We start from the raw sequence: 23645 nt of genomic DNA, 5'->3' as shown, positions 1-23645 counted from the left end.
GTGGGGTGGCGGGGGATGCGCGCCGCTTTGGGGCTTCCCCCTCGCCCCGTCCACCCCCTCCTCCCTCCCTGCGAAGCCGCGACGCTCGGCGATTTCCTGTGTACTTGATCCGTGACCGCTGTGCGCAGCGGTCACGGGTCGCACACTCCCTCTCAAATAAGGGTGTTGCTCCCCTCTGACAGAATCCGTGTAAGCGAGGGGAACGGACTGAAGGGGGCCTCGTGTACTCGACGAGCGAGAACTACTACGACGGCAAAGGGCGGTTGAGGAGCCCAGGGAGCTCTCAATTTTACGACGGCCAGGGGAGACTCAGGAGGGTTGGCGAGCACTACTACGATTTCCAGGGACGCCTCAGGGGGCCTGGCGAGCACTTCTACGACTCCGAGGGCAGACTCCGCCAGCGCGGAGGCAACTTCTACGACGGCCAGGGCAGGCTGAGAAAGGGGTGACTCCCCTGGACACTCCTAGCCTCGAATAATTTTGAGGGCCCGTCAGTTTATGTCGGGCCCGCCTGCAATGGCGCAGTTCGAGGTCGGCGAGCTGGCCGCCTTTGGTGTTGGTCGCGAAGCAGGTCAGCCGGTTGCCGCCGACGTCGGTGAGGCTCAACTGGGCGCCGGGACGCGGGCGTTCCTTGCGGATGATCCGCATATCTGTCGGCCAGGGCACACCCAACGACCCACACCGCACAAAGTCATCGGTATTGCACCCAGGCAGTGTCCGATGGGTCATGTGACGGGGTTCGGCCGCCACCATCGTCGTGGGCGGACACGATGGCCGTGCAGGGGCTGGCGTTCGGGGTGGTGTCCGGGGTGGTGCACCACCCTAGGCCCGCCCCCGGTGGGTCTGCCAGCGTTGCTGGTGGGCCGGCCGGGGGCGGTGCATGGGTCAGGAGAGGGATTTCAGGAACAGGGACGGGCCGGCGTCGGTGCGGCTGGTGTTGATGCCCTGGCCGGAGAAGTCGCGCAGTTCGTTGTGGGCCCAGTCTTGGATGGGCGGATGCTGGAAGCGGGATGGATCGCTGCTGTCGGAGCCGAACTGGAAGACCGTCTGGGCTCCGGTGCCGGTGGCGCCGTAGGGGGCGTAGGTCTCGAACGGACCGCCGGGGCTGGTCTGTTTGGTGAGGGTGTTACGGAAGAAGACGTTCTGCGGTCCTGAGGAGCCCGACCACTTGACCGCCTTGGGCCCGGCAGCCCACCAGATGGGGAACCACTGGGAGTTGTCCTTGGCCTCACCGCCTTCTCCGCCGCAGTTGGCCTTGCAGTTGCTGGAGCGGTGCTCGAAGGGCACCCGCACCGTGTTGTTCTCGAAGAGGTTGCGGCGTTCCCAGCCTCCGTGCAGGTTGAGGTCGGAGTCGAAGTCGTTGCCGATGGCGACGTTGTTGGATGCCGACCACTGGAAGGTGAAGTGACGGATGTTGCGGGTGGTGTTGTGGGCGTAGAGCGAGTCCCACACTCTGCTGCCGCGTAGATATCCGTTGCCGCCCTTGCCCTTGTTCCACGCGCCGTCGATCATGTTGTGTTCGATCTGGAGGTTCTTGGCGACCTCGGTGACGATCGGATGGGAGCCGGTCATGTCGGCGCGGATCCCGCGCACCCAGGAGTTGGCCGCCCACTTGAACACGATGCCGTGCATGGCGTACTCGGGCGCGAGGTTGCCGTAGTTGTGCTTGGCGTCCTCCGGGGAGAGGTCGTAGGTGCCGCCGCGCAGCTTGGGCAGGCCCTTCATGTCCTGGGTGAAGGAGAAGTTCTCGAAACCGACGCCGACCACCATCTGCAGCGGGGTGACCTTGCTGGGATAGGGCTTGGCGTCGGTGCCGCCCAGCGGCGCCGAGCCGTCGGAGGTGGAGTCCACCGGGACATCGAATTCCAGCGGCTGGTCGAGGGTGATGGTGCCCTTGCCCTCGTCGACGGCGGCGATGGTGAAGACCTGCTGGCGCATGTGCAGGTCCTCGATGCCCTTGCTCCCGACGGAGACCGTCTGCTCGTCGTAGAACTTCTGGGTGTTGGCGGCGCCGACCCAGATGTACCCGCCCACCGGGAACTGGTCCATTTTCGTCTTGGGCTGGAGCTGGATGACCCGGTCGCCCTGGCGGGCGGCGAACCCTTGGCCGTTGGGCGCTTCGGCGACCTTCACACCCGAGGCCCAGTGTTGGTTGACCGAGCCCTCGAACAAGTCCTTCCGGTTCTCCGGCGTGTCCCAGCAGCGATCCTCGTAGCGATTGGCGATCTCCCGGGTCTGGACGCGGAACAGTCCGCGGCCGGGCCAGATCCAGCCTCCCTTCGCCACCTGTGGGGGTGTCTTGTCGTCGGGGCCCTTCATCTTGCAGGAGAATTTCGTCCCGTTCTGGTCCCATCGGCCGCCGTCCGGGGTGAGGGCGTCGTAGCGGGTCTTGTCGTCGGGCCGGAACACCAGCCGGGTGCCGTCGTTGGGGTTCGAGCCCTGCCCGCGGATGACGAGGTAAGAGGCGTCCACAGACAGCTGCTTGCTAATGTTCAGATGGCCCTTGGGCAGCTCGATGAGCGAGAGCTTGTCGTAGTTCGCGTACGGGGAGCAGCGGCCGTGCAGTTCCTCGATGGCGTTCTGTAGGCCCTGGGTGTCATCGACTCCGTCGTCGGGGCGGACGCCGAAGTCGGCGGCGAGCCGGGCCGGTTCGATCCGGCAGGCCGGGTCGGGGTTGATCGCGGACTCGCCGGGTAGCGGCTGGCCGCCGCGGTAGCCCGCCCGGCTCCAGTCCGGCAGTCCCGGCTGCGGAGCGCGGCGATTCTGACTGCTGAGGGTCCAGTCGACCTTGTCCTGGCCCACGTCCACCGTGTCGGGGTTCTTGCCGGCGGTGCCGCGGCAGGTGAACACCTGGGGCGCGTTGCCGAGCCGGGCGGAGGCCGCGGTCAGACAGGCGCCGAGCGCCTGCTGGCCGTAGAGGTTGGGGTGGATCGCCTCCTGCTGGTGCCCCTGGGAACCCCACAGGACGTCCTTGGTCCCCTCCGCCACATAAGGAACCCAGCGGATCCACTCCGCCTGGGCCGCCGGAAGCGGATTCTTCAACGAGTGCTCCGCGGTGGCCTGCTGGGAGGACTTGGCGCACAGCTCGTGGCCGGTGAAGGCGTACTGCAGGTCCAGGAAGGAGGCTCCGCTGCGCGCGGCAACCCCGCGCAGCATGCTGCTGATCTTGGGGACGACGTAGCCGTGCGCCCAGTCGGTGTCCTCGTCCAGGAACGGGCAGCCGCCGTTCCGGTAGCGGCCGTAGGCGGTGAGGACACCGCCCACGGGTGCGTCGTCCTGCGGGTAGCGGTACTCACTGCTGCGCGGCAGGGGGTTGGGGTAGGACTGCAGGACCAGCTGGTAGCTGGAGTCCTTCTGGCCCGCCTGGCGCATCGCGGCCCGGATGCCCTCCACGGCGCCCGCGACGTCCTTCTCTGCCTGCCGCAACCGCTCCTCGAACGCTGCCTGCTCGCTCTTCTTGCAGGAGGCGCCGAGCGCGGAGGGGGCGAAGTACGCCTTGGCACACGCCGCGATGACATCGGAGAACTTCAGGTCGTTGCCACCGATGGACACCGTGATCATCTTGATCTGGTGGTCCTTGGCGATGTCCTTGAGGTCCTCGACCTGCGGGCGCTGCCCCTTGAACCCGGTCTTCGTCAGATGCTCGGTACGGGCGCCGGAACAGGCGATGTTGAAGCGCCGCTCCCTGGGTATGCCCGCCATCTCGGTGCCCTTGATCTCGGCTGACAGGGAGCGGTCGCAGGCGTCACCGTTCTTCTTCACGTCATACGCGGTGCCCGGCTCATAGACCTGGCCCAGATCGGTGCGGCAATCACCCTCACCGTTCTCGCATCGGGCGGCGCGGTCCGTGCCCCAAGCCGAGCCCCCCGGACCGGTGTTGGCGTTGCCCGCCCACCGGCCCGCCTCGCCGGAGATGAAACTGTCGCCCATCGAGACGATGGCGTCCTGTTTCTTGCCCTCGTCCTCGCAGGCCGCGGCCGGCGCACTGCGGCGTTCCATGGAGCGGGCCATGAAGTAAGGGGTCGGGAACTGCCAGAAGTTGGTGTTGCACAGCGGAGCGGTCCACGGTGCGAAACGGATCGGGAAGTGGTCGGCGTTGGTGTTGGTGTTGGCCGAGACACTGTAGTTCTGGATCTGCTGATCGGCGACCATGAAGTCGAGCGGGTTCCCACTCTGGTGCGTGGGCAGTGGGGTCCCGTCCTCCTTCTTCGCGTAGTAGATCGGCCAGTTGACGCCTTCGGGAAACGTGCGGTGGAAAGTGTCAGGGCGGGAGTTGAAATCTCCGAGCACACGCCAGTGCGTACCCTCGGCAGCGGCCTTGGCCGCTACGGTCCGCACCAGGGCCTCCGAGTGCTCATTCGGGGTGGAATCCCGCCGGATCGACGCGGCATGCACGTTGTAGAACCAGGTGTCCCCGAACCTCAGACCCAGTGCGGGCCGTTCGCGCATCCACCTCTTGTCATTGTCCGGGACCTTGGCCTCTACGACAGCGAACGCCTCGGCCGGCCGCGGTGTCCATATCGCCATGGACTTCCCGCCGTTGCCCTTCTCATTCAGCGGGGCATCCTTCGTCCGCTGCTTCTCGTACACCTTCAGGTAGTAGAGGTAGCCCGGTTCCTGGCCACGTGATGACTTTCCCCATCGGTACATGTCGAGCCGATACTTCTGAGGGGGCAGCTTCTCGCCGTCTGTCTCCCGGGGGTCATCTCGGTTGTGGTCGAGGGCTACCGGGTTGGACAGGTTGGGCGGCAGCGTCTGGACTTCCTGGAGTGCCACCAGGTCGGCGTCCTTGAGCAGTCTGCTCTCGATGAACGCCCAGGCGTTGCCGCCTTGGGCGTTGAAGGTGATGGCCCGCTCCGGAACGGGCGCCGGATTCTGTCTGGGGGTGATGCCCGACGCCGGAGCCGGGGCCGTGGTTTGTGCGCTCGCCAGGGCAGTCGGGAGTGCGATGTCGCACAGACCGACGAGCAGTACGAGGGACAGCAGCGCGGATATGTGGGTGCGGAGGAACGCCCCGAATCGCGCCGGGCGGCGCCGCGTCGGCGCCATGGATCTCTTGCGTCTCATGATGTCTTTCGTCGTGACGGGAGAACACCCTCGCGCCGTCCGGACAGCCGGCGGCCGAGGGAGGATTCTCACGGAACGAACATTGTGACATTTGCTCATATTTGAGCTCGCGGTGGTCGTGCTCGATGCGCCAGCGCATCCTGGACAGCTGCACCAGCTGCTCAACTCCAGAAGCTGTCCGCGGTCGCGTTGTCGATACGCGACCCGGCTCGTTCCGTGACTCTGCCGCAGTCCCAACTCATCTATTTCACGCCGGAATTCAGCTGGTGTGTATTCGCTGCCGCGATCCGCATGCGTAATGCATCCAGGCTGCGAGAAGAAGGTGGGGCGGATTTCTGGCGGCGGGGGCTGGAGGGCACACGGATGCGGCAGCGAACAGGCCGAGGCTGCCGAGCGTCGCAAGAACGAAGAGCAAGCGCGGTGGTTAGTTACTTCTGCCTCCACTCCGCCGTCGACGGGTTCAGTCGCTCGCCTCCACTGGGGCGCTGCCGGACGAGGAGGCCACCACCATCGCGTACTTGCGCAGGGCCAGAGCCTGGTTCGCATCCCACGGCGTTACCCGGAAGTGTTCAGCCGGTTCCTCGGCAACGCCCTCCGCGCCTTGCTGGCCCGCGCAGACCCCCGGTCGCCGCGACAGCCCCTCACTGGACAGAGTCACCCCCAAGAGCGGGAGATTCACCGCATTCACGCGGTTGCCTTCCCAAAGGGGGTTGGCAGGGCGGCGGTTGTCGGGCCGGATGGAAGGGGCGCCCGTGCGACGGCGGCCGCGGGCGGCTGTTCGTGCGCAGCAACCCGTTGTCGTCGATGAGGGGGTGAGGTTCTCTTCCGCTCGGTCATCCGCTGTTCGTTCCGATCCTCGCTCCACGAGGGCATCGAGTTCCTTGAGTTCCTTGAGTTCCTTGAGTGAGTGTGATGCGACGGTCGCGGTGGAGCCGGCGCATGACTTCTCCCCACGTCATGACCGACACGGGGCGGCTGCGCAGTGACTACCGCGGGGCGGGTGCTGGTCCCACGTAAAGACGCCAGATGCTGGTCCGCCGTGCGGACCAAGCGCTAGTCCGCAGTACGGACCAAACGCTGGTCCCCAGCGCGGATACCAAATGCAGCCGGACATACAGGAGATTCCCCGACAAGACCGAGGTGGTAGGCATGTCTCCCCGTGCCCCGGGCACCCCCACTCTCCACCTGCTGGTCGTGGGCGGGCACCCGCGCCTCCACCTGATCGCGCAAACCGTCCTCAGTCAGCTGTTCCCCGCCGCGGTGCGCCCCTCGCCGGAGCACCTCGCAACCATCCAACACCCGGTGTATGCACGGACATTGGCCACTGTTCGGTGTTACCTCGATGGAGCCTGCCCGGAACTCGGCGCGCGACTGCTTCGGCTGGCAGGTCCGGGAAGGCTTCCCGAGGCGTTCGCCAGTGTGGAAAGAGAGGCGCGGAAGAAGGCTGAAGGGGAGAGGGAGAGCGGAAGGGGGGAGGGAGGGGACCCGGGTTCGGACCCCGTCTTGGTGGTCATTGACGCCACGAAGGTGGGCCAGTCTCCACAGCCCGGCCCACCTGTCTCCGTACCGCCCGGAATCGCGGAACTGCGCGAGGCGACCGCGCGCCCGCCGTCGGCCACGTGGGTGCAGGTGTACGTCAACAGCGCCAGCGTCGAGGGGGCCCTCTTCACCTACGGCCGGTTTGACTGCACCGTGCGTCAAATGCCCTACGAGGACTGGATGTTGGCCACCCAGTTGGTCTGTGCCGTGGCCGACAGCGTGCAGGACCACCTCGCATGCCGCGGGCAGCCCGCCGCCCCGGAACCGGCGTCGGTCATCGCCCGTACCCTCGCGGCTTTCCTGACCCAGCGGTCCGGCTCCCTCTGGGGCCTGCACGCGTTCACCGGCTCCGTCGTATCGAAGTTGATCACGGACCTCACGCGGTTGGCTGAAACGGGTGGCAATCCCGTATTGCGTGGCCCCAGCGAACACAGCCTCGCCTGCGGAGCGATGGCCCGCTGGCAACTGACGCGCGCGCCCTTCCTCTTGGTGGCGACTGCCGCGATGGTGGACGAACTGCGCGGGACGCTCGCGAACCTCCGGGACGCCCGCGGCAAGGGCTTCATCGTGTTCGGGGAGCCTCCCGCGGACGGCTGGATGCCCTTTCAGGGAGTGGTGCATTCCAGGGAGGACGCTCGCGCCGTCTTCGCGGCCCGCGGCCTGACCTGCTTCTATCTGGACGATCCCGAGCGGTTGAGTGACGATCTGCGACGGGCAGTTGAGGCGTACGACACCGCTGAAGGTCCAGTGGTGCTGCTCACCACGCCACGGGCCCTGCGTGTGACGGGAGGGCCCCTCGCCCTCCCGGACCCCCCAAGGGCCGCGCCCCGTCCCTCCTCCTCCACCCTTCCGGATGCCAAAATGGCGGAGGCGATCGAAGAGTTCGTCCACCTGGTCAACAACGGCCCGGCCAGGGTGGTGTGGCAATGCGGGGATCTCGACGCCGAGGAACACGCCCGCGTACGGGACATCGCACACCGCGCCGGTATCGCGCTGGTCGACTCCCTCCACCGGCCAGGCACGGTGAGCGCGTACCACGAGGGACGCCGGGTGCCGGAGTACGTCGGCACCCTGGGCCTCTACGGCTACTCGACCGGAGTGTGGAACCTCCTCCACGACGAGAAGGGACTGCGCCCGCGCCAGGACCAGTCGCTGTGCTTCCTGAAGAGCAGCGTCCCCGATGTCGCCACACCGTTCTCCGAACGCTCGCTGCACGAGCGGCTGCACATCGTCCAAGTCACCGAACGCGCCGAGCACATAGCCCCGTTCACCTGCCTGCCGATGGTGGCCCCGCTCCGTGACGTGCTGCGCCACGTGCGCCAGCACCTCGACGTCGACCCCGGTCTGCTCCGCCAGCGGCAACAGGTGATCGAACGGGCCCGGCGCACCCCCGCGGATCTGATTGCCGAGATCCCGTCCCGGCCCATGAGCCACGGCTTCTTCTTCGCGGGCCTCGGTGCCCTGCTGCACCGGATGATCCAGCACGAGGGGTACACCTACACCGGCGTGTACGACGTGGGGCGCGGCGGGATCTCCGCCGTGCGCAACCTGCCGCGCACCGGCCCGGGGTTCTCGGGCTGGTACGGGCGCGCGTTGATGGGCGACGCGCTGTTGGCCGCGCCCGCGCTGGCGCTCACCACGGCGGACAGCGTCGTCGTCTTCACCGGCGACGGCGCCTCCGCCCTGGTACCCGATCCACTGCCCGTCCTGCTCCAACAGATCCTGTACGAGGGGGCCCGGCTGCGCGGGAATCTGACCGTGTTCCGGCTCGTGAACGGCGGTTACTCCATCATCCGCACCACCCGCGAGCTCTACCAACACACCGTCGCCGATGCCCAGATGTCCCTACTGAGCCTGACCGAACCGTCCGCGGACCTGGAGGCCGGCCCGGTCAGGCTGCACCGCTCCCGACTGTTGGCCCCCGATCCCGACCGGCTGCGCGACGCCCTCCTGGAACGCGGCCGCGTCAACGTCTTCACCGTCCCCCTGATCCATGACAGCGGCGGTGATGCCATCGGGCCCTACGCCGCCCGCGACTGGCGGCTGCACCCGACATGAGGGCGCCCGGGGCGCGCCCCGAACGCCCTGGTGCAGGCCGGAACCTGGGCGGGGTGTCGTTCGCCTCGCACCGCCGCTCCAGGTGTGCCCAACGCTCCCCGACAGGCGACGGATTGAACGGCGCACCAGAGCATCGCTTGCCGTTCCGCCTTTCCCACTTTCTCCCTCCTCCCCCTGCCGGGACGCCCGAAGTTCCGAAGTCCTGAAGTCCTGAAGCCCCGAAGTGTGTGGTGTCTATCCCCTGTCTGTCTCCGCCGTGACGATGCCCCGGATGATGCCCAGTTCGAGCAGGTCTTGGGGGCAGATGCGGAGTTGGTCGGCGGTGTGTTGGATTTCGTGTGAGTCGCGTTTGAGGATGGCGGCGGCCATTTCCGGGGCGATCACGGAGAAGTAGCTGTCGGGGGTGGCCCATAGCTGGCCCGGCGCAGCGAGGGCCAGTGCGCCGCCCGATCCGCCTTCGCCGATCAGCAGTGAGGTCACCGGTACGCGGGCGGAGGCGAGCGCGGCGAAGGTGTCGGCGATGGCTGCGCCGGCGCCCGCGCGTTCGGCGTCCGCGTCGTTGGCGGCCCCCGGGGTGTCCACGAGGGTGAGGACCGGGATGCCGAGCCGGTCCGCGAGGCGTATCAGCCGGGTTGCGGTGCGGAAGCCGGATGGGCGGGTGGCCGTGCCGCATTGGGCCGCGAAGGCGATGGTGCGGCCGTCGCGGTGGCCGAAGCCGCAGCGCATTCCCGGGTCGCGACCGCCGCAGCGGTCGCCGCTGAGCTCCTCCCAGTCGTCGAAGTAGGCCCGGAGGTAGGACTCGGCGCGGGGGCGGTGGGTGTCGCGGGCCCGGAGCACGGCGGCCCAGCCGGATTCCGGCATGTCTGTGGTGCCCAGGGCGGAGGGTGGGGGCGCTGGGCTGGGCGGGGTGGTGGGTGGTCGTGGGGCGTCGGCGAGCAGGCGGAGCCAGCGCTGGAGGGTGGCGCGGAGCTCGTCGGCCGGGACGACGGCGTCGACTTGGCCGGCCGCGAACTGACCCTCGGCACAGTAGGCGGTGGGGTCGGCGTCCGGAGGGCGGACCCGGGAGCCCGCGAAGCCGACCTGGGCCTTGGGGAGCGCGAGGATCACATCGGCCCCGGCGCCCAGCGTCGCCCAACCGCCGCCGGTGGTCGGATCGCGGAGGACCGCGATCTGTGGGAGTCCCGCGGCGCGGTTGAGCGCCGACTGTCCGGCCACGCGCTGGAGTTGGGACAGGGCCCGCATGCCCTCCTGCATGCGGCTGCCGCCCGTGGCGATCAGCGATACCAGCGGCAGGCGCCGCTCGCGCGCGATGGCGTAGGCGGCCTCCAGCCGGTCGCCGGTGCGCTCGCCGAGCGAGCCGCCGAGGAAGCCGAACTCGAAGGAGAGCACCACGGCTTCGGTGCCGCCGAGGGTGGCGAGCGCGGTGAGCACCGACTCCTCCTCGCCGGTGCGGGCGCGGGCCCGTTCCCGGGAGGCGTCGTAGCCGTGCCAGTTGAGTGGGCCGTCGGCGGGTGGGGAGGTGGGTGGCGGGCCGGTGGTGGGGGTGAATTCGGCGTAGGAGTCGGTGATTGCGGAGATGGCTTGGCGGGCCGTCAGGCGGAGGCTGGGCAACGGGGTCGCGCTGGGTGGTGGTTGCTCATGCATCGCCGGCTCCCGCGGGGGGTGTGGCCGCCCGGAGGTCTCGCTTGAGGATCTTGCCCATGTCGTTGCGGGGGAGGGCTTCGAGGAAGTGCACGGTGCGGGGGCGCTTGTGGGGCGCGAGTTGGCGGGCGACGTGGTCGGCGAGCTCCTGGGCGTCCGGGCGCGGGCCGACATCGGGGCCCGTGACCGGCACGATCCAGGCGACAATCCGCTCGCCCAGGTCCTCGTCGGGCTCGCCGGTGACGGCCGCCTCGGCGACACCGGGGTGTGCCAGCAGGGCGTTCTCGATCTCGCCGGCGCCGATCTTGTAGCCGCCGCTCTTGATGAGGTCGGTGGCCTTTCGGCCAACGATGCGGTAGTTGCCGGTGGCGTCCCGCACGGCCATGTCGCCGGTGCGGAACCAGCCGCCGTCGAACGCGGCGTCGGTGGCGTCGGGGCGGTTGAGGTACTCGGAGAAGAGGTTCGGGCCCCGCACCTGGATCTCGCCGACCGTTTCGCCGTCGCTCTCCTCTATGGCCTGGCCCGCGTCGTCCACCAGCCGGACGTAGACGCCGGGGAGGGGGACGCCGACGGTACCGGTGGAGTCCGGGCCGTCCGCGCGGACGCTGGTGTTCATCAACGTCTCGGTCATGCCGTAGCGCTCGATCACCCGGCGGCCGGTGGCGGCGGCGAGCCGTGCGTGGTCGGTGAGCGGCAGTGCGGCGGAGCCGGAGACCAGCAGGCGGGCGCGGCCCAACGCCTTGGCGAGGTCGGCGTTCTCCCCGGCGTCGAGGGCGAGACGGTGGTACATCGTCGGTACGCCGAAGAGCATCGTGCCGTCCGCGGACAGCTCCCGGGCGACCGCTTCGGTGCTGAAGCGCCCGAGGTGGTGGACGCTGCCGCCGCGGCGCAACGGGCCGAGGATGCCGAGGATCAGGCCGTGGACGTGGAACAGGGGGAGGGCGTGGACCAGCACGTCGTCGGCCGTCCACTGCCAGGCGTCCGCCAGGGCGTCGAGGGTGTGGGCGAGGGCGCGCCGGGGGAGGACGACGCCCTTGGGCGGGCCGGTGGTGCCGGAGGTGTAGACGATGAGGGCGGGGGACTCGTTGCCGGGCTCCAACGGGAGGGGGCCGGGCAGTTGCTGCTCGTCGGGCTCGACGATCTCCACGTCGAGGCGGGGGAGTGCGGCCAGCGGGCCGGGTAGGTCGGCGCCCGGCTCGGCGAGGACGAGGGAGGGGAGGCTGTCCGCCACGATGTGCGCCAACTCGCGCTCGCCGATCTTGGGGTTGATCGGCACCGCGGCCGCTCCGGTGAGCAGCGCGGCGACCACGCCCACGGACGTCTCCAGCGTCGGCGTCGCCCAGACGGCGACGCGGGTGGCACCGCTGTCGGGGGTGAGCTCGTCGATCCGTTCGGCGAGTGGGCTGGCCACGGCGGCCACTTGGCGGTGGCTGAGCGCACGGTCGCCGAAGCGCAGCGCGGGGGCGGGCGAGCCGTCGCGCAGTGCGGGGAAGAGCACGTTCACCGGGTCTCCTTCGTCCTCGTCGGCTTCCGACCGATGGGCCGGAACCATCCCGATCCCGCACGCGCCGCCGCGCGGAACGGGCTGACAGAGACCACTTTCGCAGAGACCGCCGACATTGTGATCGCCGCACCGTCGGCCTGTGGATAACTCGGCGGGCGGGGGCCGACGGCGTCGTGCGGTCAGCCCGGGATCTTGCCGAAGTCCCAGGACACCACCGCGTCGGGCACCAGCCGCAGCCAGGCGTGCCGGCCGTCGTGCGGCATCTCCCCGAGCCCGAAGTACTTCTGCGCGAACAGCCGCTCCGGCGCGGCCAGTTCCGGGCAGGGGTCTCCCACGCGGGGTGTCTCGCCGACGAACTCCGCGCGCCCGGTCAGCTCGGCGCCGCGCAACTCCCCGTAGGCGTGGCCGTCGTCGACGAGCACCGCGAGCCGCGGGTCCTTGCGGAGCTGCGCCCAGCGCCTGCTGCGGGTGATCGAGTACAGCCACAGCGCCGCCCCGTCCCAGACGAACCACAGCGCGCCGACGTGCGGTGTGCCGTCAGCGGCGACCGTGGCGACCCGGCAGGTCCGTTGTGCCGCCAGGAAGGTGTCCAGCTCGCCCGGGGTCATCATGATCCGGCGTCCGCGCCGTTGGTGCGCGGTCGCGTCGTCCGTGCCGGCCGCGCGCGGTGTCTCGGTCATCCTCGCCGCCCCTCACCTGTCGGGTGGAGTCTCGGGTGCATTGCTCGTGAAGTGCCTGATGGAACGCTTGGGTTGGGCGCCCGCTGTCGTGTCCGTCGGGCATTCGGAGTCGTGTCCGACGGGCAGATCGAGTAGAACTGATGCTGCGTCAGGAAAGCATGGGGGCTCTTCCTGGCGGGCGCAATGGTCGATACCCTCGCGCCTTCCGGCCCGTAGCCGGCGCCCGCCGCCCCGTATCCGCGGACGCCGGCGCGCCTTCCACAGAGGGGAGTGCCCGTGCCTTCGGACCCCGGGCTCGTTGCGCAACTGGACCCGGCCACGACGGTACTGCTCACCGTCGAGTGCCAACGTGGGGTCGTCGGGGTCGACAGCGCGCTGCCCGAACTGGCCGAAGTGGCGCGTACCTCCGGGGCGTTGGTGCGGATCGCCCGCCTGGTGGCGGCGGCGCACGAGGCCGGCGTCCAGGTGTTGCACGCGGTCGCCGAACGGCGTCCCGACGGCCGTGGTGCCAGCAGCAACGCCCGACTCTTCCGCGCGGCCGAGCGCCTGCCGGTGCGGCAGCTGGCCGGATCCACGGCCGTCCGCGTCGCCGACCCCATTCCGGTGGCGGAGGAGGACCTGGTGGTGCGCAGGCTGCACGGCCTCTCCCCGCTGGCCGGCACCGACGTCGACGCGCTGCTGCGCAACTTCGGGTGCCGCACGCTCGTCGTCACCGGGGTCTCGGCGAACGTGGCGATTCCCAATGCCGTGTTCGACGCGGTCAACCTCGGTTACACCGCGGTGGTTCCGGCGGACGCCATCGCGGGGGTGCCCGCTGACTACACCCCCGCAATGGTCCGCAACACCCTCTCCCTGGTGGCCACCATCACCACCGCCGACGCCGTCCTCGACTGCTGGCGGCGTCCGAGCCGCGCCCGTTGACCCGGCCGTCGGTCCCGTTACCGCTACCGCGCCGCGGCGCTCTCCTCCGGGGCGGGCAACGCGCCCTTGAGGAAGTCCCGTTGGAAGCGCAGCAGGTTGGCGTTGACCGCGTCGTCGGCGGGCAGGTGCGTGGCGCCCGGTAGCGGCAGCACGGTGTGCGGACGGCCCGCGGCGAGCAGCTCGGCGGAGAACCGCAGGGTGTGCGCGACGGCGACGTTGTCGTCCGCCAGTCCGTGGACGAGCAGCAGGGGGCGGCTCAACAGGTGGCCGCTACCGACCAGTGAGGAGCGCGCGTAGTTCTCCGGGTGCTCATCGGGGTGGCCCAGGAACCGCTCCTTCCAGTGGGTGTCGTACATCCGTTGGTCGGTGGGCGGGGCGCCGGCGACCGCCGCATGGAAGACGTCCGGGCGGTGCAGGACCGCCGCCGCGGCCAGGAACCCGCCGAACGACCAGCCGCGGATCGCCACCCGCCCGAGGTCCAGATCAGGGAAGCGCTCCCCCGCTGCGTGCACCGCGTCCACCTGGTCCTCCAGCGCCGGCCACAACTGGTCGCCGTGGACGGCCTTCTCCCAGAGGGGGCCGCGCCCGGGCGTACCGCGTCCGTCCGTCACCAGGACCGCGAAGCCCTGTTCGGCGAACCACTGGGACACGCAGCCGGTCCACCCCCGTGCCCGTACGGCGAGTTGCATCGCCGGGCCCCCGTACGGGTCGAGCAACACCGGCAGCCGCTTCGTACCCTGGCGGTGCCCGGAGGGGAAATACAGGCAGGCGCGCAACTCCCGTTCACCCAGGGTGAGATGGATCGGCCGCGGCGCGACCAGTGGTTCCTCGGCGAGCGAGGCAATGGTCCCGGACGGCCGCGGCTCCGGCCCGCCGTCCCGTAGGACGCGCACCTCGTGCCCGTCTGGCGTCAGGCCTGCCACAACGGTCGTGCCCCCGCGCCCGGTGCCCGTCCAGACGCCGGGGCCACCGCTGAGGCGACGACATCCGGCACCCGGCTCATAGCGCCACACATGGCTCTCCGTCGGCTCCTCGCTCCCCGTGAACAGCACCCGCTCGCCCTCGACGCCCAACACCTCGCGCAGTTGCAGGCCCTCGGGCGTGACCCGTTGCCCGCCCACGGTCAGGAAACGGGTGCCGCCCGCGTCCTCCGGGAGCACCAGGGCGCCGGCTGCCGTACGGGACGGAGTGCCGGGCACCAGCTCCACCCAGGCGGGATCGGTCCGCTCATGCCGCACCTCGGTGACGCCGGTCGCCGGATCGACCGCGAGCGTCCGCAGCACGCCCTGATCGCGGCTCTGAACGGCCACGAACGGGCCGTGGGCGTCCCAACCGGCGTCCACCAGGTACTCGTACGCCTCGCGGTCCCAACGGACCTCCGTGCGGCCGCCGTCGAGGGTCAGCAGGTGCGCCGTCACCTCGGCGTTGGCGGTACCCGCCGACGGGTAGCGGATCATCCGCGGCGGGCGGGACGGGTCCGCCGGGTCGCTGAGGTAGTGCCGCTCCATCGGGGAGGTGTCTACCCGTGCCACCAGGAGGTGGCGACCGTCCGGCGCCCACCAGTAGCCGCGCGACCGGCCCATCGACTCGGCGGCGGTGAAGTCGGCGAGCCCGTAGGAGACCTCGGGCCCCTCGGCGCGCGCCAGTTGCCGGTCGTTGCCGTCCTCCAGGCCGACGACGTGCAGGCAGCGCCCGGTCACATACGCGACGTGCCGCCCGTCCGGAGACGGCCTGGGGTCGACCACCGGCCCGGCGGCCGGCACCGCGAACGGCGCGGGCCCCGGTGCGCCGGGTTCGTCGCCCGTCCGCACCACCCACAGCGCGCCGGACAGCGCGAACGCCACCACCCGCGCCGCGTCGTCGGTCGCGAACCCCACCACGCCCACGGAGCGCTCCCGCGCCCGCTCGCGCCGCAGCCGCTCCTCCTCCGGGACGTCCTCGGCGCCGGCCCCCACCAGGAGCGCAGGATCGGCCAACAGCCGCTCCTCTCCTTCCACGTACTCCCACAGCCGCCCTACGGGATCGCGCCCCGAGCCGGTGCGGACGAACAGCACGCGACTGCCGTCGGGGGAGACGGTGAACTTCCTTGGTATCCCGAGCGAGAAGCGGCGGGTGCGGGCGAACTGCTCGGGAAAGCCATCGGTGTTGGTGGCTTTGGTTGCTTTTGTGGCCTGGTTGGCGTGGTCGGTGCCTGCTGTCTTCGTTGCGGGGTTGGCCGGTTGTTGCGTCAAGGTGGGTCCCTCCAAGGGGCGGTGGGGCTAGGGCAGGCTCCTACGGGGCAGGCCGAGGGGCAGATGTGCGGGCGTCCGGTGTCCGGGAATCCGGGTGTGCGTCTGCCGTGGCGAAGGCTCTCAAAGCCACCAGAGCCACCAGAGCCACGAGAGCACCAAAGCCACCCAGCAGGTAGTGGCGGGTGTGTGCAGGTGCGCACAGGCGCGGCGCTCGGTGGCTGACGGGCCGCGGTGTGGCCACGGTCGACCAGCCGGAAGCCGGCCGGGGAAGTCCTCGTGCGGACGCGGCAGTTAGGCGATGGTCGATCGCTGAGCAGGACCAGCGGATCATACGCACAGACCAGGGCGCCGGCGCAGCCGTTTTAGGCAAGCCCGTGGCGATGTCTCAGGGAAGCCGGAGAAGCCCCGAGGTGACGTCGTCGACGACGTCCTGTGCACGGCGCTCCGGGACGACGGCGGTCCGCGGGCGCCGCGCCGCGGGCCCCCGCCCGTGACGCCCTACGCTTGCCCGCATGTACGTGACAGAGGCGTCCCGCTACATCGGAGCCCCACCCGCCGCCGTCTACCAAGCCCTGCTGGACGCGCAGGCCGTCGCCAAGTGGCGGGCCCCGGACGGCATGAGCTGCCGGGTGCACGCCTTCGACGTCCGCATCGGCGGCGCCTTCCGGGTCTCGCTCACCTACGAGGACGGGCTCACCTACGAGGGCGGGCTAGGCGGTGTTGGGAAGTCGACGGCACGCACCGACACCTACCACGGGCGGTTCCTGGCGCTGGTGCCCTACGAGAAGGTCGTCGAGGTGCTCCAATTCGACACGGACGACGCGCGGTTCGCCGGCACCATGACGATCACCACCACCCTGGTGCCCACGGGCGAGGGCACCACCGTCGTGCTCGTCCACGAGGGAGTACCCGACGCCATTCCCCGGCCGGACAACGAAGCGGGCACGCGCATGACCCTGGCCAACCTCGCCCGATGGGTCGAAGGCGACAACCGCTGAACGCTCCCGGACGCCCCGGACGACCCCCGGGCGATCTCGAACGACCGCCGAAAAATCGCCCCGTCCCACTGGGCCCAACCCCTCCCCGCCCCACGCCAGTTCACCGCGCTCCCGCCGTCCGGTACTCGTGGCGGAGCGGTGTACGGTGCCGCCGCGCGGGCAGGTCTTGGCCCGCGCACGCAAGGCCCCCGCGCGGCTCCCCGGGCCAGGGGGGCACCAGAACCAGCGAGGAGCGGCATGGACATCGGAGTCTTCCTTCCCATCGGCAACAACGGCTGGCTCATTTCGAAGGGTTCCCCGCAGTACATGCCGACCTTCGAGTTGAACAAGGCCGTGGTGCAGCGGGCCGAGAAGCACGGGTTCGACTTCGCGCTGTCGATGATCAAGCTCAAGGGCTTCGGCGGCGAGACCGAGTTCTGGGACCACTGCCTCGAATCGTTCACGCTGACCGCCGGTTTGGCCGCGGTGACCGAGCGGATCAGGCTGTACTCCTCCGCCCCGATCCTCGCCCTGTCACCGGCGATCGCCGCGCGCATGGCGGCCACCGTGGACGCCATCGCGCCCGGCCGGACCGGCGTCAACATCGTCACCGGCTGGGCCCCCGGCGAGTACGCGCAGATGGGACTGTGGCCCGGTGACGGGCACTTCGGCAACCGCTACGCCCGGGCCGCCGAATACGTCACCGTGATGAAGCAGTTGTGGAGCGAGGGCGTCAGCGACTTCGCGGGCGAGTTCTACACGATGGACGGCTGCGTGCTCTCCCCGCGGCCGGCAAACGGGCACCTGGACATCGTCGCCGCCGGGCAGAGCAGTAACGGGATGCGGTTCGCCGCCGAGCACGCCGACTACAACTTCCTCCTGGGCAGCGGGGTCAACACCCCGCTCGCCTTCGCCGACACCACGGCGGCGCTGTCGGCCGCGACGCGCGAAACCGGCCGCGACGTCGGGGCGTTGCCGCTGTTCATGGTCGTCGCGGACGAGACCGACGCGGCCGCGTCGGCCAAGTGGCAGCACTACCACGACCACGCCGACCGCGCGGCGCTGGCCTACATGGCGGGCGAGACGGCCACCGACACGACCTCCGAAGGCTCCGCCACCGCCCGGACCATCGCGCTCCCCGAGGGGGCGGTGAACTTCAACATGGGCACGCTCGTCGGCTCGTACGAGACCGTCGCGGGGATGCTCGACGAGATCGCCGAAGTGTCCGGCACCAAGGGGATCATGCTGGTCTTCGACGACTTCCTCGAAGGCGTGGAGAACTTCGGCACCCGCATCCAGCCGCTGATGCGGTCCCGGTCGGGGCGGTGAGGCAAGGCCGCGCCGCCCCAGGGCGAGCGCGCGTCGAGTGACCGAGCTCCGCCGGAGCACCCCGGACCCCGTCCCCTCACGCCCGGGTAACCTGGGCAAATGCTGACCGAAGTCACAGCGACCCGCTACGTCACGCCGTTGCGTGAGGGCGGGTCGCTTCCCGGGATCGTCGAGGGGGACGATTGCGGGACGTACATCATGAAATTCATCGGCGCCGGGCAGGGCCGCAAGACGCTGGTCGCGGAGGTCATCTGCGGGGAGTTGGGGCGGCGGCTCGGGCTGCGGGTGCCCGATCTGGTGCGGATGCAGCTCGACCCGGTCATCGGGCTGAGCGAGCCGGACCAGGAGGTCCAGGCGCTGCTGAAGGCCAGCGGGGGGCTGAACCTGGGGATGGACTACCTCCCCGGTTCGCTGGGGTTCGACCCGCTCGCCTTCGAGGTGAGCGCGCGCGAGGCCGGCCGGGTGGTGTGGTTCGACGCGCTGATCAACAACGTGGACCGGTCCTGGCGCAACCCCAACCTGCTGGTGTGGCACGGCCAGTTGTGGCTGATCGACCACGGTGCGGCGATGATCTGGCACCACAACTGGCCGACCGCGGAAAAGGCTTCGGCCCGGCCGTACGACGCCTCCGATCACGCGCTGGCGACGTTCGGGCCCGATGTGGCCGCCGCGGCCGAGGAGTTCGCGCCGCGGATCACCCAGGAGCTGCTGGACGAGATCGCCGCGGACGTGCCCGACGAGTGGCTGGCCGGCGAGCCCGGCTTCGACTCGCCGGACGAGCTGCGCGCGGCATATGTGCGCACCCTGCTGGCCCGGGCGCGGACCATCAGCGACCAGATCACCATCGGGCAGCCGACGAAGGACAGGCCGTCGCAGGCTCCGGAGTGGCTGGTGGGCAAGTTGCCGCGGAGGGCCGTTACGTGAGCGGACTGCACAACGGGCGCGACGTCTTCGAGTACGCGCTGCTGAAGGTCGTCCCGCGGGTCGAGCGCGGAGAGATGATCAACGCCGGGGTGGTGGTGTACTGCCGCGCGCGGCGGTTCGTCGAGGCGCGCACGCACCTGGACGAGGCCCGGCTGCTGGCGCTGGATCCCACCGTGGACGTGGCCGGCGTACGGGCCGCGCTGTGCGCCGTCGAGGGCGTCTGCGCGGGCGGCGCGCGGGCCGGCCAGGCCGCCGGTGACGACCCGGGGCAGCGCTTCCGCTGGCTGATCGCGCCGCGCAGCACGATCGTCCAGCCGGGGCCGGTGCACACCGGGTTGACGGCCGATCCGACCGTGGAGGCGGAGCGGCTGTTGGGGCTGCTGGTGCGGTGACGGCGCGGTGACGGCGCCTTGGGCGCGCGGAGCGGGGCGGGTTTCCTTTGTTGGGGCCCGCCCCGTTCGTCGTGTGGGGGTGGGCGTGCGGTGGTGGGGCGTTGACAGGGGGTGGCCGGGCTTCTAGCGTCAGCCGTGCTGAGGCTACTAAGCGGTTGCTCATTCGCAGCGGGGCGGCCGCCGGTCGAGGTGTTCGAGGTTTCGACGAACGAGGGTGAGGAGAACCCGCATGTCCACCACCGAGCAGCGCGTCGCCATCGTGACGGGCGCGGCCCGCGGCATCGGCGCGGCCACCGCCGTCCGCCTGGCCGCCGAGGGTCGCGCCGTCGCCGTACTCGACCTCGACGAGGCGGCCTGCAAGGACACCGTCGGGAAGATCACCTCGGCCGGCGGCCGGGCCGTCGCGGTCGGCTGCGACGTCTCGGACAGCGACCAGGTGGCGGCCGCGGTCGATCGGGTTGCCTCGGAGCTCGGCGCACCGACCATCCTGGTCAACAACGCGGGCGTGCTCCGCGACAACCTGCTGTTCAAGATGAGCGACACCGACTGGGACACGGTCATGAACGTGCACCTGCGCGGCGCGTTCCTGATGTCGCGGGCCTGTCAGAAGCACATGGTGGACGCCACGTTCGGGCGGATCGTCAACCTCTCCTCCAGCTCGGCGCTCGGCAACCGCGGCCAGGTCAACTACTCGGCGGCCAAGGCCGGTTTGCAGGGCTTCACCAAGACCCTCGCCATCGAGCTCGGCAAGTTCGGCGTCACCGCGAACGCCGTCGCCCCCGGCTTCATCGCCACCGACATGACCGCCGCCACCGCCGCCCGGGTCGGCATGGACTTCGAGGACTTCAAGACCGCGGCCGCCACCCAGATCCCGGTGCACCGCGTCGGCAACCCCGACGACATCGCCAACGCCATCGCCTTCTTCACCGGCGAGGCGGCCGGGTTCGTCTCCGGCCAGGTCCTCTACGTCGCCGGCGGCCCGCTCTGCTGACCGCCGGACCGACCGCAGGACCACAGGAGCAGGAGAACAGGACATGACAGAGCAGGACAGCGGGCTCCCGGCGCCCTCCGGCAAGGTGGCACTGATCACCGGGGCCAGCCGCGGCATCGGCTACGGCATCGCCGAGGCCCTCGTCGCCCGCGGCGACCGGGTGGTCATCACCGGGCGCAACGAGGACGCCCTCAAGGAGGCCGCCGGGAGGCTGGGCGCCGACCGGGTGCTCACCGTCGCGGGCAAGGCGCACGACGAGGCGCACCAGGCCGCCGCCGTCGAGCGGGCCATGGAGACCTTCGGCCGGGTCGACTACCTGGTCAACAACGCCGGTACCAACCCGGTGTTCGGCCCGATAGCCGACCTCGACCTCGGCGTGGCGCGCAAGGTCTTCGAGACCAACGTCGTCTCGGCGCTCGGCTTTGCCCAACGCACCTGGCACGCCTGGCAGAAGGACAACGGCGGCGCGATCGTCAACATCGCCTCGATCGCCGGCGTCGCGCCCTCGCCGTTCATCGGCGCCTACGGGATCAGCAAGGCGGCGATGGTGAACCTGACGCTCCAACTGGCGCACGAGTTCGCGCCGGCGGTTCGGGTCAACTCCATTGCCCCCGCGGTGATTAAGACCAAGTTCGCCGCCGCGCTCTACGAGAACCGCGAGGAGGAGGCGGCCGCCGCCTACCCGATGGGGCGGCTGGGCGTCCCGGAGGACATCGGCGGGGCCGCGACCTTCCTGCTGTCCGACGCTGCCGGTTGGGTCACCGGACAGAACCTCGTCGTGGACGGAGGACTGTTCCTCAAGGCCGGGGTGTGACGACCCGGGGCCGCTAGTAGGGGCGGCCCCGAGGGGTGTGCCTTGGCCGCGCGCGTGCCAAGAGGCAGGGTGCTTGGCGCCGGTCCCCTGAGGGGGCCGGCGCTCTGCGTTCAGCAGCCGTGCGCTCCGGCGCCCGGGCGGCCTGGTTGGACACCGCGCGAGGGCGCGGGGGATGCTGCCGTGCACGGCCCCCGCGGGCGGCCCGCGGCGGGGACTGTCAGTGGTCGCCGGTAGGTTCGTGTGACGAGAACGGAACGCACACCGGAGGTTGTTGACGTGGTCACCGACATGCTGCCCGAGTCCTGGCGCGGGGTCCTGGGCGAGGAGTTGGCGAAGCCCTACTTCAAGGAGCTGATCGACTTCGTCGAGCAGGAGCGGGAAGCCGGGCCGGTCTACCCGCCCCGCGAGCAGGTCTTCGCGGCGCTGGAGGCCACGCCCTACGACCAGGTCAAGGTCCTCATCCTCGGCCAGGACCCGTACCACGGCCCCGGCCAGGGCCACGGCCTGTGCTTCTCCGTGCAGCCCGGCGTCAAGACCCCGCCGTCGCTGCGGAACATCTACAAGGAGATGAAGGAGGAGCTCGGCCACCCGGTGCCGGACAACGGCTATCTGATGCCCTGGGCGCAGCAGGGCGTCCTGTTGCTGAACGCCGTGCTCACCGTCCGCGGCGGCGAGGCCAATTCGCACAAGGGCAAGGGCTGGGAGAAGGTCACCGACGCGGTGATCCGCGCCGTCGCCGAGCGGCCGGACCCGGCCGTCTTCGTCCTGTGGGGCAACTACGCCAAGAAGAAGCTGCCGCTCATCGACGAGGAGCGGCACGCGGTGGTCCAGGGCGCGCACCCCTCCCCGCTGTCGGCGAAGAAGTTCTTCGGCTCCCGGCCCTTCACCCAGATCAACGAGGCGATCGCCGCCCAGGGCCACACCCCGATCGACTGGCGCATCCCTGACCTGGGCTGACCTGGGCCCCTGTCGTCAAACTCCCGCCTGCCGACCACCGCCCGGCCCGCCCTCCGGGCGAACGACGGGAGTTTGACAGGACCTAGGGCCGGTCCGATGGGTCAGGGTCGGACAGGCCCTAGCAACCCGGCGCGTCGCGCACACCGCGCGCGGCCCCCGCCCGGCGGTTAGCGTCGTGGGAGCCAACGGTGGCGAGCGAGGACGGGGAGTGCGCGGTGGCGGAGCAGCGGCGGTCGGCGGAGCGCGAGGACGGTGTGCTGACCCGGATCGGCCAGGCGATCATGCTGCATCGCGCCGGCGACCGGGAGGAGGCCCGCAACCGCCTCGCCGCCCTGTGGCAGGAGATCGGGCCGCGCGGCGACGCCTTCCATCGCTGCGCCCTGGCGCACTACATGGCCGACACCCAGGACGATCCCCGGGACGAGTTGGACTGGGACCTGCGCGCCCTGGAGGCGGCGGAGGGCTTCGTCACCGAGCGCCCCGCGCGGGCCCGCCCCACCGGCCCCGCCGACGGACCGGGCCCCCGCCAACCGCTCGCCGCGCTAAGGGCGTTCTTCCCCGCCCTCCACCTCAACCTCGCCGCCGACTACGCGGGGCTCGACCGCCCGGCCGACGCCCGCGCCCAGCTCCGCCGGGCCCGCACCTCGGTCCGCGCCCTCGCCGAGGGCGAGTACCGCCGGCGCCTCACCGAGGCGATCGAACGCCTGGAACTGCGCATCGAGGGCGCGGCGGGACCGTTCCGTTAGGGGGCGGCAAGGGCCCCTCCAGGCAACCGACGAGGCCCGGCCAGCCGCCCTCCTCAGCCGCCCAACATCCCCTCCAGCAGCTCCGCGCAGGAGGCGCCCAGCGCATCGCGGGTGGGTACATCGGCGTGGAACTGCCCCGCGACGCAGGAGAACAGCACCCCGTCGCACCACGCCACCAGGGACAGCACGTGCCGCTCCGGCGCCGTGGAGCCGGCCGCCGCCAGCAGCGTCGCCACCGGCTCCCGGAACGCCCGGCCCGCCCGGTCGTACACCTCCCGCAACTCCGGCCTACGGGTGGCCTCCAGCGCCAGCTCGTAACGGGCGATCAACAGCTCGCGGTGGTGCGAGAGATAGCGATGCAGGGCGAGTGCGAGGGCATCCGCGAGCGCCGCCGACCCACCGGCCACCGCCGAGTCCGCCGATGCCGGGGGCCTCGCCTCCGCCACCTCCTGCGGCGTGAGCACCGCCGCCTCCCGCTCGGCCAGCCGCCGCACCGCCGCCTCCAGCAGCGCCGCCCGGGTCCGCGCGAGGTTCGACGTGGAACCCTGCGGCAACCCGGCCGCCTCGTCGACGGCCCGGTGCGTCAGACCCCGCATCCCGCGCTCCGCGAGCAGGGACAGCGCGGTGTCGGCGATCAGCTGGTGCCGGGGGAGGGGAGCGGGCGAAGCGGCGGCCTTGCGGGGACTCATGCCGGCGAGCCTAGCGCGGGAGGACGGCCGGTAACTACGCCCGTAGTGGGCGCCCGCCCCGTGCCCCGGGTGTTCGCGGTCTGGCACGTCCCGCACGCACTACAGGTGTAGTCTCTGCTTGTCCGCTCGGCACTACAGGCGTAGTTGCGTGTCGCGCGGGCATCCGACGAGGCTGGGTGCATCGG

General features: G+C 70.6%; 17 protein-coding genes and 2 pseudogenes. 12 read left to right on the top strand and 7 right to left on the bottom strand.

Annotated features, from left to right (window positions below; all coding sequences use genetic code 11):
• The first annotated feature begins 221 nt into the window (after positions 1 to 221).
• Positions 222 to 449, top strand: a complete 228-nt coding sequence (locus tag ACFVFQ_RS31160) for a hypothetical protein (RefSeq protein ID WP_383422519.1) — start codon at positions 222 to 224, stop codon at positions 447 to 449.
• 52 nt (positions 450 to 501) lie between these two features.
• Here the strand turns inward: ACFVFQ_RS31160 and ACFVFQ_RS31155 are convergent.
• Positions 502 to 660 (bottom strand): annotated as a pseudogene (locus ACFVFQ_RS31155) (IS1380 family transposase); the annotation flags it as partial.
• A 225-nt stretch (positions 661 to 885) separates the two neighbouring features.
• Positions 886 to 5067, bottom strand: a complete 4182-nt coding sequence (locus ACFVFQ_RS31150; protein ID WP_383422459.1) for an endonuclease/exonuclease/phosphatase family protein — start codon at positions 5065 to 5067, stop codon at positions 886 to 888.
• 316 nt (positions 5068 to 5383) lie between these two features.
• Between ACFVFQ_RS31150 and ACFVFQ_RS31145 the strand changes: the two are divergent.
• Positions 5384 to 5630: pseudogene (locus ACFVFQ_RS31145) on the top strand (IS481 family transposase); the annotation flags it as partial.
• Positions 5631 to 6594: 964 nt separating this feature from the next.
• Positions 6595 to 8664, top strand: coding sequence for a hypothetical protein (locus ACFVFQ_RS31140; protein ID WP_383422457.1), 2070 nt, complete (start codon positions 6595 to 6597; stop codon positions 8662 to 8664).
• 234 nt (positions 8665 to 8898) lie between these two features.
• On the opposite strand, the gene ACFVFQ_RS31135 is transcribed toward ACFVFQ_RS31140, so the two are convergent.
• The 3 genes from ACFVFQ_RS31135 to ACFVFQ_RS31125 form a co-directional block, all read right to left on the bottom strand.
• On the bottom strand, positions 8899 to 10308 hold the full coding sequence (locus tag ACFVFQ_RS31135; RefSeq protein ID WP_383422455.1) for a carboxyl transferase domain-containing protein: 1410 nt from the start codon (positions 10306 to 10308) through the stop codon (positions 8899 to 8901).
• The gene (locus ACFVFQ_RS31130; protein WP_383422454.1) at positions 10301 to 11809 is read right to left on the bottom strand and encodes an acyl-CoA synthetase; all 1509 of its coding nucleotides are present in this window, start codon (positions 11807 to 11809) and stop codon (positions 10301 to 10303) included. The genes ACFVFQ_RS31135 and ACFVFQ_RS31130 overlap by 8 nt, the downstream gene beginning before the upstream one ends.
• A 179-nt stretch (positions 11810 to 11988) precedes the next feature.
• A complete protein-coding gene (locus ACFVFQ_RS31125) occupies positions 11989 to 12489 on the bottom strand; it encodes a pyridoxamine 5'-phosphate oxidase family protein (RefSeq protein WP_383422452.1) in 501 nt (166 codons plus the stop codon).
• A gap of 276 nt (positions 12490 to 12765) precedes the next feature.
• Here ACFVFQ_RS31125 and ACFVFQ_RS31120 point away from each other — a divergent pair, with 276 nt between their 5' ends.
• Positions 12766 to 13410 carry a cysteine hydrolase gene (locus ACFVFQ_RS31120; RefSeq protein WP_383422450.1) on the top strand — a complete coding sequence of 215 codons (645 nt, stop codon included), beginning with the start codon at positions 12766 to 12768 and terminating at the stop codon, positions 13408 to 13410.
• Positions 13411 to 13433: 23 nt separating this feature from the next.
• On the opposite strand, the gene ACFVFQ_RS31115 is transcribed toward ACFVFQ_RS31120, so the two are convergent.
• Positions 13434 to 15503 carry a prolyl oligopeptidase family serine peptidase gene (locus ACFVFQ_RS31115; protein WP_383422515.1) on the bottom strand — a complete coding sequence of 690 codons (2070 nt, stop codon included), beginning with the start codon at positions 15501 to 15503 and terminating at the stop codon, positions 13434 to 13436.
• 650 nt (positions 15504 to 16153) lie between these two features.
• On the opposite strand from ACFVFQ_RS31115, the gene ACFVFQ_RS31110 reads away from it, so the two are divergent.
• From ACFVFQ_RS31110 to ACFVFQ_RS31075, 8 genes are all read left to right on the top strand, one after another.
• Complete coding sequence (locus ACFVFQ_RS31110; protein ID WP_383422448.1) at positions 16154 to 16639, top strand: SRPBCC domain-containing protein; 486 nt, start codon at positions 16154 to 16156, stop codon at positions 16637 to 16639.
• 237 nt (positions 16640 to 16876) lie between these two features.
• Positions 16877 to 17947, top strand: coding sequence for a pyrimidine utilization protein A (gene rutA, locus ACFVFQ_RS31105; RefSeq protein ID WP_383422446.1), 1071 nt, complete (start codon positions 16877 to 16879; stop codon positions 17945 to 17947).
• A 99-nt stretch (positions 17948 to 18046) separates the two neighbouring features.
• Complete coding sequence (locus tag ACFVFQ_RS31100; RefSeq protein WP_383422445.1) at positions 18047 to 18871, top strand: HipA family kinase; 825 nt, start codon at positions 18047 to 18049, stop codon at positions 18869 to 18871.
• Entirely contained in the window at positions 18868 to 19263 is a 396-nt protein-coding gene (locus tag ACFVFQ_RS31095; protein ID WP_383422443.1) for a DUF3037 domain-containing protein, read from the top strand. The genes ACFVFQ_RS31100 and ACFVFQ_RS31095 overlap by 4 nt, the downstream gene beginning before the upstream one ends.
• 229 nt (positions 19264 to 19492) lie before the next feature.
• Entirely contained in the window at positions 19493 to 20254 is a 762-nt protein-coding gene (gene fabG, locus ACFVFQ_RS31090; RefSeq protein WP_383422441.1) for a 3-oxoacyl-ACP reductase FabG, read from the top strand.
• 43 nt (positions 20255 to 20297) lie between these two features.
• Positions 20298 to 21068 (top strand): SDR family oxidoreductase, encoded by a 771-nt coding sequence (locus ACFVFQ_RS31085; RefSeq protein WP_383422439.1) that lies wholly within the window; start codon positions 20298 to 20300, stop codon positions 21066 to 21068.
• 288 nt (positions 21069 to 21356) lie between these two features.
• On the top strand, positions 21357 to 22025 hold the full coding sequence (locus ACFVFQ_RS31080; protein WP_383422513.1) for a uracil-DNA glycosylase: 669 nt from the start codon (positions 21357 to 21359) through the stop codon (positions 22023 to 22025).
• A gap of 188 nt (positions 22026 to 22213) precedes the next feature.
• The gene (locus ACFVFQ_RS31075; RefSeq protein ID WP_383422437.1) at positions 22214 to 22771 is read left to right on the top strand and encodes a hypothetical protein; all 558 of its coding nucleotides are present in this window, start codon (positions 22214 to 22216) and stop codon (positions 22769 to 22771) included.
• A 53-nt stretch (positions 22772 to 22824) separates the two neighbouring features.
• Here ACFVFQ_RS31075 and ACFVFQ_RS31070 read toward each other — a convergent pair whose 3' ends face one another.
• Positions 22825 to 23460, bottom strand: a complete 636-nt coding sequence (locus tag ACFVFQ_RS31070; RefSeq protein WP_383422435.1) for a TetR/AcrR family transcriptional regulator — start codon at positions 23458 to 23460, stop codon at positions 22825 to 22827.
• Positions 23461 to 23645 lie beyond the last annotated feature (185 nt).

The sequence above is a fragment of the Streptomyces sp. NPDC057743 genome (assembly GCF_042798755.1).
Taxonomy (GTDB): domain Bacteria; phylum Actinomycetota; class Actinomycetes; order Streptomycetales; family Streptomycetaceae; genus Streptomyces.
Note: the sequence above shows the minus strand (reverse complement) of the source record. Positions and strands in the feature narration are given on the sequence as shown.